Source organism: Hyphomonas sp. UBA4494 (assembly GCF_002388935.1).
Lineage (GTDB): Bacteria > Pseudomonadota > Alphaproteobacteria > Caulobacterales > Hyphomonadaceae > Hyphomonas.
The window spans coordinates 37,224-51,098 of record NZ_DGNK01000018.1; the positions used below are offsets into that span (position 1 = coordinate 37,224).

The window sequence follows — 13,875 nt, forward strand, 5'->3', positions numbered from 1 at the left end:
TCAGGCCTTGCTGAGCATGGTCTCGCTGATATCCCAAAGCCGCTCGGCTTTTTCGTCATCACAGATCCAGGGTCGGGCGTGCTCCCAGCGTTGACTCTCTTCGGTGGCAAGCTTGGCAATATCGCAATCTTCGCAATAAACGCCGCCCTTGTCCGCCAGGGCAGGGGAAGTAGCGGCCCAGACGCTGGTGGACGCGCCTTGCTCTGGTGTCTTGAACATGGCCTGAACTTGAGGCGGGATTGTTCCGTCGGGGTTTTTCCAACCGAGTTCGGCCATTTCCTCATCAGTGAGGTGGCGTTGCAGGGGCGTGAAAATCCCTCCCGGATGCACCGAGAATGCCCGCACACCGATATCCTTGCCGCGATGGTCCACGCCCAGAGCAAACAGGGCGCACGCTGATTTGGACTGGCCGTAGGCTTTCCATTTGTCATAGGGATGGGATTCGTAATTGGGATCGTCCCAGATCACGTCGGAGCGCACATGCGCTGTTGATGAAAGGGCGACCAAGCGCGCGCCGTCCGCGCGTTCAAGAGCGGGGGCGAGCGCGAGGCTCATCGCCATATGCGCGAGATGGTTCACGCCCAACTGGCGTTCCCAGCCGGGCCCAACCCGCGTTTCAGGGCAGGCCATGACACCCGCATTGTTAATAAGGATATCAAGTGCGCGGCCTGTGTCCTCAAAATCAGCGGTGAATTTTCGCACAGTGGCGAGGTCTTCCAAGTCCATCGCCGCAATCTCGATATCGCCGGGAATGTCAGCGAGCGCAGTCTCGGCGGCGTCGACGCGTCGCGCAGGAACCGTCACGCGCGCGCCTGCGCCCGCCAGGGCGCGAACGGTTTCCAGGCCAATCCCCGAATAGCCGCCAGTGACGATTACGTTGCGTCCGGTCAGGTCGATGCCGTCGATAACTTCCTGTGCCGTCGACTTTGCATGAAAGCCTGATCCGATCGGCGTCTGGTCTGTTGCGGCCATGTGTTTCCCCTTTGGTCGTTTGGTTTCTTATGCTGAGCCAGCCGGTGCGACGGCAAGCGATCATGCGTGATGTTACCAATCTGTAAGCAGCGGTTTACATGGACGCACTCCGTATCGCCACTTATATCCCGAATATAACCAAGGGAGAAATTGCATGCGTATTCTTGCCGCCGCGATATCTGTTGTCGCCATGTCAGTCGCTGTTCTTCCTGCTGCTGCGCAGTATGGTCAGGTTGAGCGGACCCAAGCGGAAATTGCGCTCGAGGAAGCTACGGCTAACCTTGAGACCAATCGCGTCACACGCACCGAAGCCAGTCAGGCCTGTGACACCAGGGATTATCAAGCCTGCTTCGAGCTGGCCGATATGTATCGCAAGGGGCTTGGCGGCGACCAGGATTACAAGAGCGCTGCGGACAATTATCGCAAGGCGTGCGATGGAAAAGTCGCAGAGGCCTGTTCAGGACTTGCCTATCTGACTGTTCAAGGGCGCGGCATGGATGCCGATACCGCTCGGGCGCGCCAGCTTTATGATAAAGCGTGTGATTATGGCGACGTGAGCGGATGTGCAGCCTATGGCAACATGATCTATACCGGCCAAGGTGGTTCCAAGAACGTTGCGGAAGGCACGCGCCTTCTCCAGGAATCCTGCGATGAGGCGTATGAATGGGCCTGCGAACGCCTGTCGACGCTGGGGGCCTATCAGCCCGATGACTCGACTTGGGAGCGTCTTGAAGACGTCAGGCGCCGCTACTGATTTTCGCTCAAGGTCGACAGTTTGCGCGCAAGGCTTGAGCCTGGCAGCGGGCTGGCGGGTCGGTTCGGGTCGATAGCGGGGGTCTCGGAAACTGTATCAGCAGTGATATGCTCAGGTGTGTCCACAGCCTCATGCGTCGGTATGGGACCGTCGGTTGCGACGTTGAGGTCAGCGGTCATCAGCGACCCTGCGTCAACGCGGATGCTGCGGGTGAACACCTTTCCGGTGACAACAGCTTCATTCCATATCTCGAGGCTCTCATGAGCAGTCACATTGCCCGTCAGCTTGCCATGTACGACGATGATTGCCGCCTCCAGCGATCCTTCGATATGACCGGTCGCTTCGATCAATACCAGCCCGTCCGATTTGACCGGACCTTTCATATGGCCTGCTACGGTAAGCGGGCCAGAGAAATTGAAGCTGCCTTCCAGCGCGCATTCCGTGCCGATGAAGCTGCCCTGACCTGAGCGGCCCTTGCCGGCAGCATTGTCCGTTTCGAATTTGGCCATCACCCATACTTTCCCATGTTCTGACCTGGTGCGCCTGTTGTCGGCGTTGGGGTTTTCATCCGGGCCAGAGAATTGATTTCATTGCTCTTATAGCGCGCAATTGGCCGCGCGCACAGTTCCAAGCAGAGATTACCTTGCAAGATACGGGCAAGTTTTCCTCGTCATAAGGCCATATTCCTGTGTTGAAACAGCTCATGAGCCTGTTTCGGTCCGTTTCATTTACCTTGATGCTGGTTGCAGCGGCGTGTTCACAATCGTCTGAACCGGTTGCAGGCGGTGTTATCCCGTTGCAATCCGGTTTCACCGGCATTGACCTGTCGCACCATAATGGTCGCATCCGCTGGGACGAGTTCGAGGCCGCACCCGTCGATTTTCTTTACCTCAAGGCTACCGAAGGTCGGGACTGGAAAGATCCACGTTTCCTGGAAAACTGGCGCGAAGCGACAACGCGCGGCTGGACGGTCGGCGCTTATCATTTCTACCGACTCTGCCGGCCGGGAGCCGAGCAGGCTCAGAATTTCATTCAGTCGGTGGAAGTGCGGGCAGGGGCGCTGCCGCCCGCAGTTGATCTGGAATATGCGCACAATTGCGAGCCGCGCGGCAGCACGACTGAGACTTTGGGAGAATTGGACACATTCCTGACAGCGCTAGAGGCCGAATATGGCGTGCGGCCGGTGATCTACACGACGCCAGAGTTTCACACCCACTGGCTGGCCGGCAGTTATGATGACTATCCGCTCTGGTTGCGCGGCCTTGGCGAGACGATGCCGCGGACCATCAACGGCCGCGTACCGGACATCTGGCAATACACCATGTCCGGCCGCGTACCGGGAATTGACGGCCGGGTGGACATGAACCGGGTTCCGGACCGTCCACCCGGATAAGGTTTAGTTGCGGGATTTGTCGACCAGGCGATCGTTCTGGGCCCAGTGCATCATGCCGCGAAGTTTCTCGCCGACTTCTTCGATTTCGTGGCTGTTCATGCGCTGGCGCATGGCGTTGAAGCCCGGTGCGCCGGCCTGGTTTTCGAGGACCCAGTTGCGGGCAAAGGTGCCGTTCTGGATGTCTTCGAGAACCTTTTTCATGTTGGCCTTGGCTTCGGAATTAATCACGCGCGGGCCGGAGACGTATTCGCCATATTCGGCCGTGTTCGAGATCGAGTAGTTCATGTTGGCGATGCCGCCTTCATAAATAAGGTCAACGATCAGTTTGGTCTCGTGAAGGCATTCGAAATAGGCCATTTCCGGCGCGTAGCCAGCCTCGACCAGGGTTTCATAGCCAGCCTTGATCAACTCAACGATGCCGCCACAGAGCACAGCCTGTTCGCCGAAGAGGTCTGTTTCGGTCTCTTCGCGGAATGAGGTCTCGATGACACCAGCGCGCGTATTGCCGATGGCCTTGGAATAGGACAGGGCAACATCCTGCGCCGTGCCGGTCGCGTCCTGATGGATTGCGATCAGACCCGGCAAGCCGAAGCCCATCTGGTACTGGGCGCGCAGCGTGTGGCCGGGGCCTTTCGGGGCGGACAGCGAGACATCAACATCGGGGCGTGGACGGATGAGGTTGTAGTGCACGTTGAAGCCGTGGCCGAACATGACATGCTGGCCAGCGCGCAGATGCGGTTCGATCTCGTTTGCATAGAGCACGGCCTGCTTTTCGTCCGGGATAAGGATCATCAGCACGTCGGCCCACTGGGCGGCCTCGGCGGGCGTGACAACTTCAAGGCCCTCGGCTTCTGCTTTGGCGCGGCTGGCCGACCCCTCATAGAGGCCAACCTTCAACTGCTTCACGCCGCTGTCGCGCATGTTCAGAACGTGGGCGTGGCCCTGGCTGCCATAGCCGATCACGGCGACTTTCTTGCTCTGGATGAGGGAAAGGTCTGCATCCTGTTCGTAATAGATTTTCATGGGCCTCTACTTGCTCCGCTGGAGGATTGATTGTTGGGGTAAGGGTCTTCAGATCAGTTGGACTTGCACACCCAGCCATCTGAAAAATTGGCGACGCCGATAACGCTACGGTTCAATTCGGCAATTATGTCTGTGGCCTCCGAATGGCGCGAAAACTGTTTCAGGCCATTGGTGGTTTCAATTGAGGTGATGATGTCGTGCGACGCCAGCAGCAGCTCATAGCTGCGCGATCCGTCGGCATTGACCACCATTTTTTCCCGCGCGCCATAGGCGGGCAGTCCTGCATCGCTGGTGGTCAGGAGAGACAAGGCGACCTTGCTTGCGACGGGGGCAGGCAGTTGGGTCTGCAGGCGACAGAGCGGAATATGTGTATTGGTGTCGGAATCGACCGGTACCGTTCGCGCATCCAGCATCATTGTGCCGTCCGCATCGACGATATCGTAGACATAAGCGGCCCCGCTGGGCGCTGCGGTGTCCACGATGCGCAGGATGGGGTCATTGGAGGAATCAAACGTTGCATCGGCCCGGTCGGCAATCAGGGCCGCACGGTCGATATCGCATTGCAGCTGAGCCTGATCGGCATCATCTGCAAGCGCCAGGGCCGAGCCGGCCACTTTCGGGCGGCAGCTTTCGGGCTGTTCTTCTATGGCGTGCGCATTGCCAGCGAGAAAAAGGACGCCGAGCGCAATCAGGCTGGTGCGTGTCATCCCTTCTCCTTTCCCCTCTTGATCGACAGAACACCTGTCCGGCTTACCTCAACCAAGCCGAGCGGTCGCATCAGATCCACAAACTGGGTGATCTTTTCAGAGGCGCCTGTCAGCTCGAAAATGAAGCTCTCATTTGTCGTGTCTATCACATTCGCGCGGAAAATCTGAGATATGCGCAGCGCTTCAACGCGGGCTTCGCCTTTGCCGGCGACCTTAATCAATGCCAGTTCGCGCTCGATGCCGCGCTTGGACTTGGTGATGTCGATCACCTGTTCCACGGGCACGATGCGCAAGAGCTGGGCTTCGATCTGCTCCAGAATATGCGGTGTGCCCTGGGTCACGATGGTGATCCGCGAGCGGCGCTCATTCACGTCGACCTCGGCCACGGTCAGGCTGTCGATATTGTAACCCCGGCCAGAGAACAGTCCTACAACTCGGGCCAGAACGCCCGGCTCGTTATCGACCATGACAGCCAGTGTGCGGCGTTCGACGGCCTCGTCCTCATGAGACAGGAAATAGGCCGATTTCGGATTGCCAGCGGGGGGCGTAGCTGTTGATCCATCGCTCATGGCTGTGTCTCCGGTTTCGGGGTGTCACGATTCCAGAAGTCGATGGAGAGGTCGGGACGGCGAGTCAATAGCTCGTCCCGCAGCGCTCCAGACCGGCTGATCGCGTCGTCCTGGTGTTTCTGCTTTTGTTTGGTGTAGCGGCCCAATAGCTGGTCCATGCGCCGTGGATCGAGATGGGCTTGCAGTTCAGAGACCAGCAATTTGCGGCAAGCATCTATGAAAGCCGCACTGTCCTCGCTTGTCGGGCCGCCTTTGCGGGTCAGGGCATGAACCTCTTCATGGGCCCAGACGAGGCTGTCCAGGATCGGCGCGCGGAAGCCTTGATATGCGCCATCCTTGTTGAGGCCGTGACGGTCAGGCGCAAGGTTTGGAAAGAACATCCGCCCACGGTCAATCAGGGTCGACAGGTTAGTCAGACTGTCTGCGCGCGCCTCCTGGAAGGCGCGGTCGGAGTCCATCACGTGGCGGTTGCGCGCCAGCATGGCAGCAGAGGCCAGCGTTTCGATGGCGGTATTGCCCCAGTCGAGGCTGGCGCTGTCGATGCTCTGGCGCAGCTGTTCGGTGCGCAGCTGGTGTTGTTTGCGAGTTTCGGCGCGGCTTGCGAGCGCGCCAAGTACAGCCGCAATGGCGGAGACCACGGTCACGATCGTGCCGATATTCTCCATTCCCCACTGCCACAGATCACTCGCAGCCATCACATTCGTCCTATCAAGCTCCCGCGGGGTCTGGTCGGTCAGACCAGTCCCTTGCCAGCTTCGCCAATCTCATCGCCCTTGATTTCGCCAAGGATCATCTCGTTGTGCGCTGAGCCCGACGGTATCATAGGCAGGCAGTTCTCGGCCTTTTCGACACGGCAATCGAACAAGACCGGCCCGGGATGGTCAATCATCTCGCGGATCTTGTCGTCCAGCTCCGCTGGATTGTCACAACGGATGCCATGTCCGCCCATCGCTTCGGCAAGTTTCACGAAGTCGGGCAGGGTTTCCGAATAGGAGTGGGAATAGCGCTCGCCATGCAGCAATTCCTGCCACTGGCGCACCATACCCATCCATTCATTGTTGAGGATGAAGACTTTGACCGGAAGCCTGTGTTGAACGGCGGTGGAGAGTTCCTGCGTCATCATCTGGATTGACGCTTCGCCCGCAATGTCGATCACGAGGGCGTCCGGATGCGCTGCCTGAACGCCCACTGCGGCGGGCAGGCCATAGCCCATCGTGCCGAGCCCACCGGAGGTCATCCACCGGTTCGGCTCGTCGAAATGATAGAATTGCGCCGCCCACATCTGGTGTTGGCCAACTTCGGTCGTGATGTAGGTCTCGCGATCACGGGTCAGCTCATACAGGCGCTCAACGGCATGTTGGGGTTTGATGACCGTGTCGGAGTTTGCGTAGGTGAAGCATTTCCGGGCGCGCCAGATGTCGATTTCCTGACGCCAGGGTTTCAGGTCCGGCTTCTTCGCCTTGCGGGATTTGAACTCTTTCAGGATTGCGGCCAGCGCCTCTGCGCAGTCGGCAATCACGGGGATATCGACTCGGACGATCTTGTTCACCGAGGAAGGATCGATGTCGATGTGCACCTTCTTGGAGTTGGGTGAGAAGGCGTCGATACGGCCGGTCACCCGGTCATCGAAGCGCGCGCCGACGCAGATCATCAGATCGCAATCGTGCATCGCATTATTTGCTTCGAAGCTGCCATGCATGCCGACCATGCCCAGCCAGTCCGGATGGGAGGCAGGGAAGGCGCCAAGCCCCATCAGTGTAGAGGTCACCGGATAACCCGTGACGTTCTGAAGCTCACGCAGCAGGTCGGACGCCTTCGGACCGGAATTGATGATACCGCCGCCAGTGTAGAAGACTGGCCGCCGCGCGTGCATCATCAGATCCACTGTCGCCGAAATCGCATCCGGGTGCGGCTTGGTGGTGGGGTGATAGCTCGGCTTGTGAACGCCCTGCTTGCCGACATAAGTGCCGGTGGCGAACTGGATGTCCTTTGGAATGTCGACCACGACCGGGCCGGGCCGACCGGATTTGGCGATCAGGAAGGCTTCGTGAAGCGTGCGTGCGAGCTGGTTCACATCGGTAACCAGGTAATTGTGTTTGGCACAGGTGCGGGTGATGCCGGTTGTGTCGCATTCCTGGAACGCGTCGGTGCCGATCAGGTGTGTCGGAACCTGTCCGGTCAGGACCACCATCGGAATGGAATCCATCATCGCGTCTGCAATCGGGGTGACCATATTGGTCGCGCCGGGGCCGGAGGTGACGAGGCAGATGCCGGGTTTGCCTGTTGTGCGGGCATAGCCTTCGGCCGCGTGGCCAGCGCCCTGTTCGTGGCGCACCAGAATGTGGCGAATTCCATCGGAATTGTAGAGCGCATCATAGATCGGAAGAACCGCCCCACCCGGATAGCCGAACATGACTTCCACGCCCTGTTCCTTGAGCGCCGTGATGACGATTTCGGCGCCTGTCATGGTCAAGGTTTCAGCTGCGGGCTTGGTCTTGGTGTCGGTTGTCATGGGGAGATCTCTGATGGAACTGAGTTTGGACTGTATCGGAAAAGAAAAAGGGCTCCAATGGAGCCCCGTTTTGTGCGCGCATCCGCAACTGGCTACTTAAAGCCAGCTACGGATGCTTAATAACGAGTACCACGTATTTGCGCACGGTGCGTTTCCTCCAACGTCGGGATTAGGAATAATCTGCCTCAACCGGCCTGTCAATCTCCCTATACAAGGCAAGAATAACCCTCAATCGATCTTCTGGCTCCGGTGAAGGAATGCGCGGCCAGAAGGGAAATTGGCGACCGATCCACGTGAATTGCCGTTTTGCGTAGCGTCTTGTGTCGCGTTTTGCGTTTTCTGCAGCAAATTCTGCCGTTATCTCTCCGCGTGCGAAGGCTGCGAGCCACGGCATTCCATGTGCTTTCATGGCAGGAAGTTCCGGGTCGAGATCGCGTTTTATCAGTTGGCGGGCTTCTTCCATCGCGCCCTGCATCAGCATGCCTTCAAAACGGCGGTCGATTTTCTGATAGAGTTTCGCGCGAGGTGGGGTCAGCGCAACGCCCATCCATTCATTCTCCTGCAGGACCGGCGGCTGGCGGTTGCGCTGGAAGTCGGTCAGAGGTTTGCCGGTGGCCAGATAGACCTCATAGGCACGCGCGAGGCGCTGGCGGTCACCGGTGCCCAGTCGGTCAGCAATTTCCGGATCGACCCGCACCAGCCGGGCACGCAGGCCGTCCGCGCCCTCGGCATCGGCAATGGCGCGCACATCGGCGCGGACATCGTCGGGTACAGGGGGAATATTCGACAGGCCTTGAGTCATTGCGAGCAGGTAAAGGCCGGTGCCGCCGACCAGTACAGCGCGCTTGCCGCGCAGCTCAAGCGTGCGAATGGTCGCGCGGACCTCTTCCAGCCATTCGCCAGTGGAGTAGCGCTCGGCCGCGTTCACATGGCCAAAGAGATGGTGCTTCACACCGTCCATCTCTTCTTCGGTCGGGCGAGCTGAAATCACTTGCAAGTCGCGATAGACCTGCATGGAATCGGCATTGATGACCTCACCGCCCAGACGGCGCGCCACTTCGATGGCGAGCGCGGTCTTGCCGCTGGCCGTGGGTCCGTGAATGAGTATTGCCGGTGTCATCCATATAGACGTAAGGGCTTGTCAGCGACGAGGAAACCCGTGAAGAGGCGGGAATGATTGAGAAAGCAGTTAATTCCATGATCCTGATCGCCGCCGCCAATGCCCCGGAAGACAATATTGCCTCGCGCCTGGGCATGATCCTTGGAGATCTCGGCATTGCCCAGACCTTGCCTCAAATAACAGGGCTGGGACAGGTCGGAGATGTCAGCGCTGTGGAGATTCCGCTTGCTCCGATGGATGCCGATTTCCAGCACGCAGCGCTCGTTGCGCTGGAAGCGGAAGAAATGGACGTGGCCCTGGTGCCCGCAGGAAATCGTCGCAAACGGTTGCTGATCTCCGACATGGATTCCACAATTATCGGACAGGAATGCCTCGATGAATTGGCGGATTTCGCTGGTCTGAAAGCGGAAGTGTCCGCGATCACAGAACGTGCCATGCGGGGCGAGCTGGATTTCGAGGGCGCGCTGACAACCCGCGTGGCCATGCTGAAGGGGCTCGACCTCAAAGCGCTGCAGGACGCTTATGATGCGCGCATTTCGCTGAATACCGGCGCGAAGACACTGGTGGAGACGATGAAGGCGCAGGGCGCGATGACCGTGCTGGTCTCCGGCGGGTTCACCTTCTTCACGGGCCGGGTCGCCGATGAAGCCGGGTTTGCTGCCCACCGCGGCAATACGCTGATCGATGATGGCGCAGTGCTGACCGGGGAGGTGGGCATGCCGATCCTCGGACGCAAAGCGAAACTCTCGGCGCTGGATGAGTTTTCAGCGGAAGTGGGCCTCAGCCGGGCAGATTCACTTGCACTCGGCGATGGGGCGAATGATCTTGCGATGATCCACGCGGCGGGCCTCGGCATTGCCTACAAGGCCAAGCCCATTGTCGCGGCTGAAGCGCATGCTGCGATCAATCACACCGATTTGCACACAGCGCTGTTCTTCCAAGGCTATCACGCGGACGAATTCGTCACTGAATAGACTGCCGGATCAGGAATTGGTCAGGTCGACCGAGATGAACTGATCGAACCAGCCCGCTTCGCCGCGACGTTTGACGCGGAGCAATAGTGGCTGGCGCGGTGTGGTCATCGCGGCTTCTACCTTGCTGATCGTGTCGGTAACGGTGGTGACGCGCTCGAAATTCACTTCAACCAAGACGTCGCCGCGTTGGAGCTTTCCAAAAGAGCGCCCACGCGCAGAGACCGTTGTAACCACAACGCCGTCAACATCCTTGGGTATGCCATAGCGGCGGCGGATATCATCGTCGAGGCTGGTCAGTTCTGCGCCGAGATCGTTGGAACTCGCCGGCGCATCCAGCGTGGCATCGGCGGCGGGCGTATCGGCCTCGTCTTCCAGTTCACCGAGCGTGACATTGACGGTGCGTCCCTTTCCATCTCGCACAATCGCGATGGGAACGGTGCGGCCGATCTCGGTATCGGAAATCAGGCGTGTCAGTTCGCGAACACTGGTCACGGTCTGGCCATCGAAGCGCAGAACCAAGTCGCCGACTTCCATATCGGATTTTGCCGCCGGTCCTTCATCGGAAATGCGGGTGATGATTACGCCGCCTTTTCCAGTCGCCTTGTACGCGCGCACGAGTGCTTCATCCGCATCCTGTACGTTGACGCCCAGCCAGGCGCGACGCACGCGGCCTTCCTTGATGAGTTGGTCGGAAATGCGTTTGACGAGGTTTGCCGGCACGGAGAAACCGATGCCGACCGAGCCGCCCGTAGGGGAGATGATCGCGGTGTTCACGCCGACGACTTCGCCGCCGAGATTGAACAAGGGTCCGCCGGAATTACCGCGGTTGATGGCGGCATCGGTCTGGATGAAGTCATCTGAGCGACCCGCATTCAGGTCGCGATTGCGCGCCGAGATAATGCCAGCCGAAACAGAGCCCCCGAAGCCGAATGGGTTGCCGATGGCGATAACCCAGTCACCGACTTCTGCTTTGTCGCTGTCGGCGAGGTCCACATAGGGCAGGGCAGTCGAGGATTTCACCTTGAGCACGGCGAGATCGGTGTCGCGATCACGACCGACGAGTTCCGCCTTCAGGACGCGGCCGTTCGAGAAATTGACGTCAATCTCGTCGGCATTCTCGATGACATGATTATTGGTGATGATGATGCCGTCAGCCGAGATGACAAAGCCGGAGCCAAGTGATCCTTCACGCCGGAAACCGTCTTCATCCCGACCGAAGAATTCGTTGAAGCGCTCCATGGGCGAGCCTTCCGGAAAGGTCGGCATGCCATCGGGCGCAATTGTTTGCGATGTTGAAATATTGACCACGGCTGGCATCAGGCGCTTGGATAAGTCACGGAAGCTTTGCGGTTGGACCTTCTGATCAATTCCATCGACTGCCGTCGACAGGCTGTCCTGAGCATGGGCAGGCAGAACGGCGGTTGCCGAACTCAACAGGAACAGGGCAGCAAGGGCCGGGATACGCATAGGCCGCTGAGCCTCCTTTCGAAGCACAATATACACTAATGTCTATAAACTATGGCGCTTTGCAGGCGTCTTGCAACAGCTTCAACAGAACCGAACTGCAATGACGATGAAGATTGCGCCGATTGCCGCGGACCCGATCCCGGCAAGCGCAATCTCGCGTCCCGGCATACGCGCTAGATACTCTGCCATACGCCGCATGAATTCGGGGACGACCGCATAGATCGCCCCCTCAATGAATAGCCACATGCCGATCCCAATCAGGATCAGTTGTATGGACATGTCAAACCCGTCCTAGCGAGAGCCGCCATTGGCCCGTGCGCGATTGATAAACTCATCGCACAGGCCCAGGGAATCCGGTGCCACGACAATGCGTGTGCCTTCCTGGATGGAGTTTTCACACGCGATGAGCGCGCGCTGGAACCGGAAGAATTCGACGTCCTTGTTGTAGGCACTGGCGTAGATTTCGGTGGACCGGGCATCGCCTTCACCGCGAATGACTTCTGACTGTTCCCGGGCCTGGGCCTCAAGTACGGTCTTCTCACGTTCGGCTTGCGCGCGAATCAGTCGGGCGCGTTCTTCACCTTCGGCACGGATGCGCTCGGCTTCCTGCTTACGGGCTGTCTGCATCCGACTGTAGACACCATCGGCCACTTCGCGCGGCAGGTCTGCCTGACGAATACGGACATCGATGATCGAAATCCCCGCATCTGCCAGTTCATTGGCAACCTTTTCGCGGATATTTTCCATCAGTTCGGACCGCTGGCCCGAAATGATCTCAGGCACGGGCACATCGCCCATGACTTCCCGAATGGACGCCTTGGTCACATCATTCAGTTGGTTGGCGGCGCCCGGAATGGTCCGGAGGCTCTGATAGAATTGCAGCGGGTCGCTGATTCGCCAGCGTACGAACGCGTCCACAGCGAGGCGACGCTGGTCGGATGCGAGAACCTGAATATTCTCGATGTCGAGTCCCAGATTCTTGCGGTCGAGTTTTTCAACCGTCTGGATGACCGGAATCTTGAAATAAAGACCGGCTTCATCCGTACCCGGCGCGTTGATCACCGCGCGTGGTTCCCCAACTTGCAGGATCAGAGCCTGCTCGTCCTGGCGAACAACATAGAAAGAATTGAAGATAGCGACCAGTACGATCGCGACGATGGCAAGGGCAAACCAGCTCAGATTACGCATCAGTTCTCTCCTCCGCGGTTGGCAGGTTGCACCCGGTCAAGCGGCAGATAGGGAACCGCGCCGGAATTGCTATCAAGAATGGTCTTGTCAGTGCGTTCAAGCACGCGCTCCATGGTTTCGAGATACATACGCTCCCGCGTGACGCGTGGCGCCTTGCGGTACTCTTCATAGATTTGCTCAAAACGGGACGCTTCACCTTGGGCATCGGCGACGATCTGGTCACGATACCCTTCAGCTTCCTGCAGCAGTCTCTGAGCCGTACCACGGGCCTGAGGCACGATCTGATTGGCGTACTGGGTGGCCCGGTTGATATTGGTTTCGGCGTCCTGTTCGGCGACGTTCACATCATTGAAGGCCTCGATGACCTGCTGAGGCGGGTCGGCCTTGTCGATCTGAATACTCACGATCTGGATGCCTGCGCGATAATCGTTCAGCAGGGTCTGGACCTGATTGGCCACTTCGGTCTGAACGACGTCGCGTTCGGTCGTGATGACACTTTGAAGGCGGGTTTTGCCGACAACTTCGCGCATCACGGACTCTGCCACCATTTCGACAGCGATATCGGGCTGTTTCACATTCAGGATGTAATCCTGTGGTGCTTCGGGCTTCACGCGCCAGAAGACGGAGAACTGAATGTCGACGATATTTTCGTCTTCAGTCAGCATCAGACTCTCGTCCATGGTCTGGCCGATTTGAGTCTTTCGGCGGGCTTCGACCTCGACCAGTTCATGCTCCTCGAAGGGGGCAGGCAGGTGGAAGTGGAGGCCGGGGCCAAAATTGGTCTGCCATTTGCCGAAGCGGAAGACGGAGGCCTGTTGGCCCGGATCTACCATAACGACGCTGGTGGACAGCCAGGCAAGCAGGGCGATGCCTGCGATGACCAGAAAGCCGAGCGGACCGAAATTGGTTCCTCCGCTGCCGCCACCGCCGCCGCCGCGTTTGCGACCGCCGCCGCCGCCGCGCTGCCGGAAACGTTCCTGCATGCGACGCATCTGGTCTTCGAGGTCATTGCCCCCATTGCCGCCCGAGCCGCCGGGACGGTTCCAAGGAGAGCCGCCATCCTTGCCGCCTCCATTGTCATTTCCGCCCTCGCCGCCCCAGGGGCCGCTGGATTTAGTTTTGTCATCCCAGGGCATGAGCCCTCCCTGTATTACTGTGCATGGGTTCTATATAGGCGCTTTGGTGATAAGTGCATG

The 13,875-nt window shown here is 58.8% G+C and carries 15 protein-coding genes; 3 read left to right on the forward strand and 12 right to left on the reverse strand.

Annotated elements, in window-relative coordinates:
• A complete protein-coding gene (locus B2P82_RS07325; RefSeq protein WP_290496128.1) occupies nucleotides 1–972 on the reverse strand; it encodes an oxidoreductase in 972 nt (323 codons plus the stop codon).
• A gap of 154 nt (nucleotides 973–1,126) precedes the next feature.
• On the opposite strand from B2P82_RS07325, the gene B2P82_RS07330 reads away from it, so the two are divergent.
• Nucleotides 1,127–1,726 carry a tetratricopeptide repeat protein gene (locus B2P82_RS07330; protein ID WP_290485438.1) on the forward strand — a complete coding sequence of 200 codons (600 nt, stop codon included), beginning with the start codon at nucleotides 1,127–1,129 and terminating at the stop codon, nucleotides 1,724–1,726.
• On the opposite strand, the gene B2P82_RS07335 is transcribed toward B2P82_RS07330, so the two are convergent.
• Entirely contained in the window at nucleotides 1,720–2,235 is a 516-nt protein-coding gene (locus B2P82_RS07335; protein WP_034810523.1) for a bactofilin family protein, read from the reverse strand. The genes B2P82_RS07330 and B2P82_RS07335 overlap by 7 nt on opposite strands.
• A gap of 194 nt (nucleotides 2,236–2,429) precedes the next feature.
• Between B2P82_RS07335 and B2P82_RS07340 the strand changes: the two genes are divergently transcribed.
• Nucleotides 2,430–3,119, forward strand: a complete 690-nt coding sequence (locus B2P82_RS07340; RefSeq protein WP_290496130.1) for a GH25 family lysozyme — start codon at nucleotides 2,430–2,432, stop codon at nucleotides 3,117–3,119.
• A gap of 3 nt (nucleotides 3,120–3,122) precedes the next feature.
• Here B2P82_RS07340 and ilvC read toward each other — a convergent pair whose 3' ends face one another.
• The 6 genes from ilvC to miaA all read right to left on the reverse strand — a co-directional run bounded on the left by ilvC (nucleotide 3,123) and on the right by miaA (nucleotide 9,050).
• Entirely contained in the window at nucleotides 3,123–4,142 is a 1,020-nt protein-coding gene (gene ilvC, locus B2P82_RS07345) for a ketol-acid reductoisomerase (protein WP_034810525.1), read from the reverse strand.
• Nucleotides 4,143–4,195: 53 nt separating this feature from the next.
• Nucleotides 4,196–4,849 (reverse strand): hypothetical protein, encoded by a 654-nt coding sequence (locus B2P82_RS07350; protein WP_290479942.1) that lies wholly within the window; start codon nucleotides 4,847–4,849, stop codon nucleotides 4,196–4,198.
• Nucleotides 4,846–5,418 carry an acetolactate synthase small subunit gene (gene ilvN / locus B2P82_RS07355; protein ID WP_051607411.1) on the reverse strand — a complete coding sequence of 191 codons (573 nt, stop codon included), beginning with the start codon at nucleotides 5,416–5,418 and terminating at the stop codon, nucleotides 4,846–4,848. The genes B2P82_RS07350 and ilvN overlap by 4 nt, the downstream gene beginning before the upstream one ends.
• On the reverse strand, nucleotides 5,415–6,113 hold the full coding sequence (locus tag B2P82_RS07360; RefSeq protein ID WP_290496132.1) for a hypothetical protein: 699 nt from the start codon (nucleotides 6,111–6,113) through the stop codon (nucleotides 5,415–5,417). The genes ilvN and B2P82_RS07360 overlap by 4 nt, the downstream gene beginning before the upstream one ends.
• A gap of 38 nt (nucleotides 6,114–6,151) precedes the next feature.
• A complete protein-coding gene (locus B2P82_RS07365; RefSeq protein ID WP_290496134.1) occupies nucleotides 6,152–7,930 on the reverse strand; it encodes an acetolactate synthase 3 large subunit in 1,779 nt (592 codons plus the stop codon).
• Nucleotides 7,931–8,099: 169 nt separating this feature from the next.
• On the reverse strand, nucleotides 8,100–9,050 hold the full coding sequence (miaA, locus tag B2P82_RS07370; protein WP_290496136.1) for a tRNA (adenosine(37)-N6)-dimethylallyltransferase MiaA: 951 nt from the start codon (nucleotides 9,048–9,050) through the stop codon (nucleotides 8,100–8,102).
• 53 nt (nucleotides 9,051–9,103) lie between these two features.
• On the opposite strand from miaA, the gene serB reads away from it, so the two are divergent.
• Nucleotides 9,104–10,024: a phosphoserine phosphatase SerB gene (gene serB, locus B2P82_RS07375; protein ID WP_290496138.1), complete on the forward strand. Its 921-nt coding sequence runs from the start codon at nucleotides 9,104–9,106 to the stop codon at nucleotides 10,022–10,024.
• 9 nt (nucleotides 10,025–10,033) lie between these two features.
• On the opposite strand, the gene B2P82_RS07380 is transcribed toward serB, so the two are convergent.
• From B2P82_RS07380 to hflK, 4 genes are all read right to left on the reverse strand, one after another.
• The gene (locus B2P82_RS07380) at nucleotides 10,034–11,491 is read right to left on the reverse strand and encodes a Do family serine endopeptidase (protein ID WP_290496140.1); all 1,458 of its coding nucleotides are present in this window, start codon (nucleotides 11,489–11,491) and stop codon (nucleotides 10,034–10,036) included.
• Between the two features lie 81 nt (nucleotides 11,492–11,572).
• Complete coding sequence (locus B2P82_RS07385) at nucleotides 11,573–11,770, reverse strand: DUF2065 family protein (RefSeq protein ID WP_290496141.1); 198 nt, start codon at nucleotides 11,768–11,770, stop codon at nucleotides 11,573–11,575.
• Between the two features lie 12 nt (nucleotides 11,771–11,782).
• The gene (hflC, locus tag B2P82_RS07390; RefSeq protein WP_290496142.1) at nucleotides 11,783–12,679 is read right to left on the reverse strand and encodes a protease modulator HflC; all 897 of its coding nucleotides are present in this window, start codon (nucleotides 12,677–12,679) and stop codon (nucleotides 11,783–11,785) included.
• Complete coding sequence (hflK, locus tag B2P82_RS07395) at nucleotides 12,679–13,815, reverse strand: FtsH protease activity modulator HflK (RefSeq protein ID WP_290496144.1); 1,137 nt, start codon at nucleotides 13,813–13,815, stop codon at nucleotides 12,679–12,681. Before hflK ends, hflC begins: the two co-directional genes overlap by 1 nt.
• Between the last annotated feature and the right edge of the window lie 60 nt (nucleotides 13,816–13,875).

Coding starts and splice junctions, on each gene's coding strand:
- hflK (WP_290496144.1), bottom strand. CDS start 13,815: ATGCCCTGGGATGACAAAACTAAATCCAGCGGCCCCTGGGGCGGCGAG.
- B2P82_RS07360 (WP_290496132.1), bottom strand. CDS start 6,113: ATGGCTGCGAGTGATCTGTGGCAGTGGGGAATGGAGAATATCGGCACG.
- B2P82_RS07340 (WP_290496130.1), top strand. CDS start 2,430: ATGAGCCTGTTTCGGTCCGTTTCATTTACCTTGATGCTGGTTGCAGCG.
- ilvC (WP_034810525.1), bottom strand. CDS start 4,142: ATGAAAATCTATTACGAACAGGATGCAGACCTTTCCCTCATCCAGAGC.
- B2P82_RS07365 (WP_290496134.1), bottom strand. CDS start 7,930: ATGACAACCGACACCAAGACCAAGCCCGCAGCTGAAACCTTGACCATG.
- B2P82_RS07325 (WP_290496128.1), bottom strand. CDS start 972: ATGGCCGCAACAGACCAGACGCCGATCGGATCAGGCTTTCATGCAAAG.
- serB (WP_290496138.1), top strand. CDS start 9,104: ATGATTGAGAAAGCAGTTAATTCCATGATCCTGATCGCCGCCGCCAAT.
- B2P82_RS07380 (WP_290496140.1), bottom strand. CDS start 11,491: ATGCGTATCCCGGCCCTTGCTGCCCTGTTCCTGTTGAGTTCGGCAACC.
- hflC (WP_290496142.1), bottom strand. CDS start 12,679: ATGCGTAATCTGAGCTGGTTTGCCCTTGCCATCGTCGCGATCGTACTG.
- B2P82_RS07350 (WP_290479942.1), bottom strand. CDS start 4,849: ATGACACGCACCAGCCTGATTGCGCTCGGCGTCCTTTTTCTCGCTGGC.
- miaA (WP_290496136.1), bottom strand. CDS start 9,050: ATGACACCGGCAATACTCATTCACGGACCCACGGCCAGCGGCAAGACC.
- ilvN (WP_051607411.1), bottom strand. CDS start 5,418: ATGAGCGATGGATCAACAGCTACGCCCCCCGCTGGCAATCCGAAATCG.
- B2P82_RS07385 (WP_290496141.1), bottom strand. CDS start 11,770: ATGTCCATACAACTGATCCTGATTGGGATCGGCATGTGGCTATTCATT.
- B2P82_RS07330 (WP_290485438.1), top strand. CDS start 1,127: ATGCGTATTCTTGCCGCCGCGATATCTGTTGTCGCCATGTCAGTCGCT.
- B2P82_RS07335 (WP_034810523.1), bottom strand. CDS start 2,235: ATGGCCAAATTCGAAACGGACAATGCTGCCGGCAAGGGCCGCTCAGGT.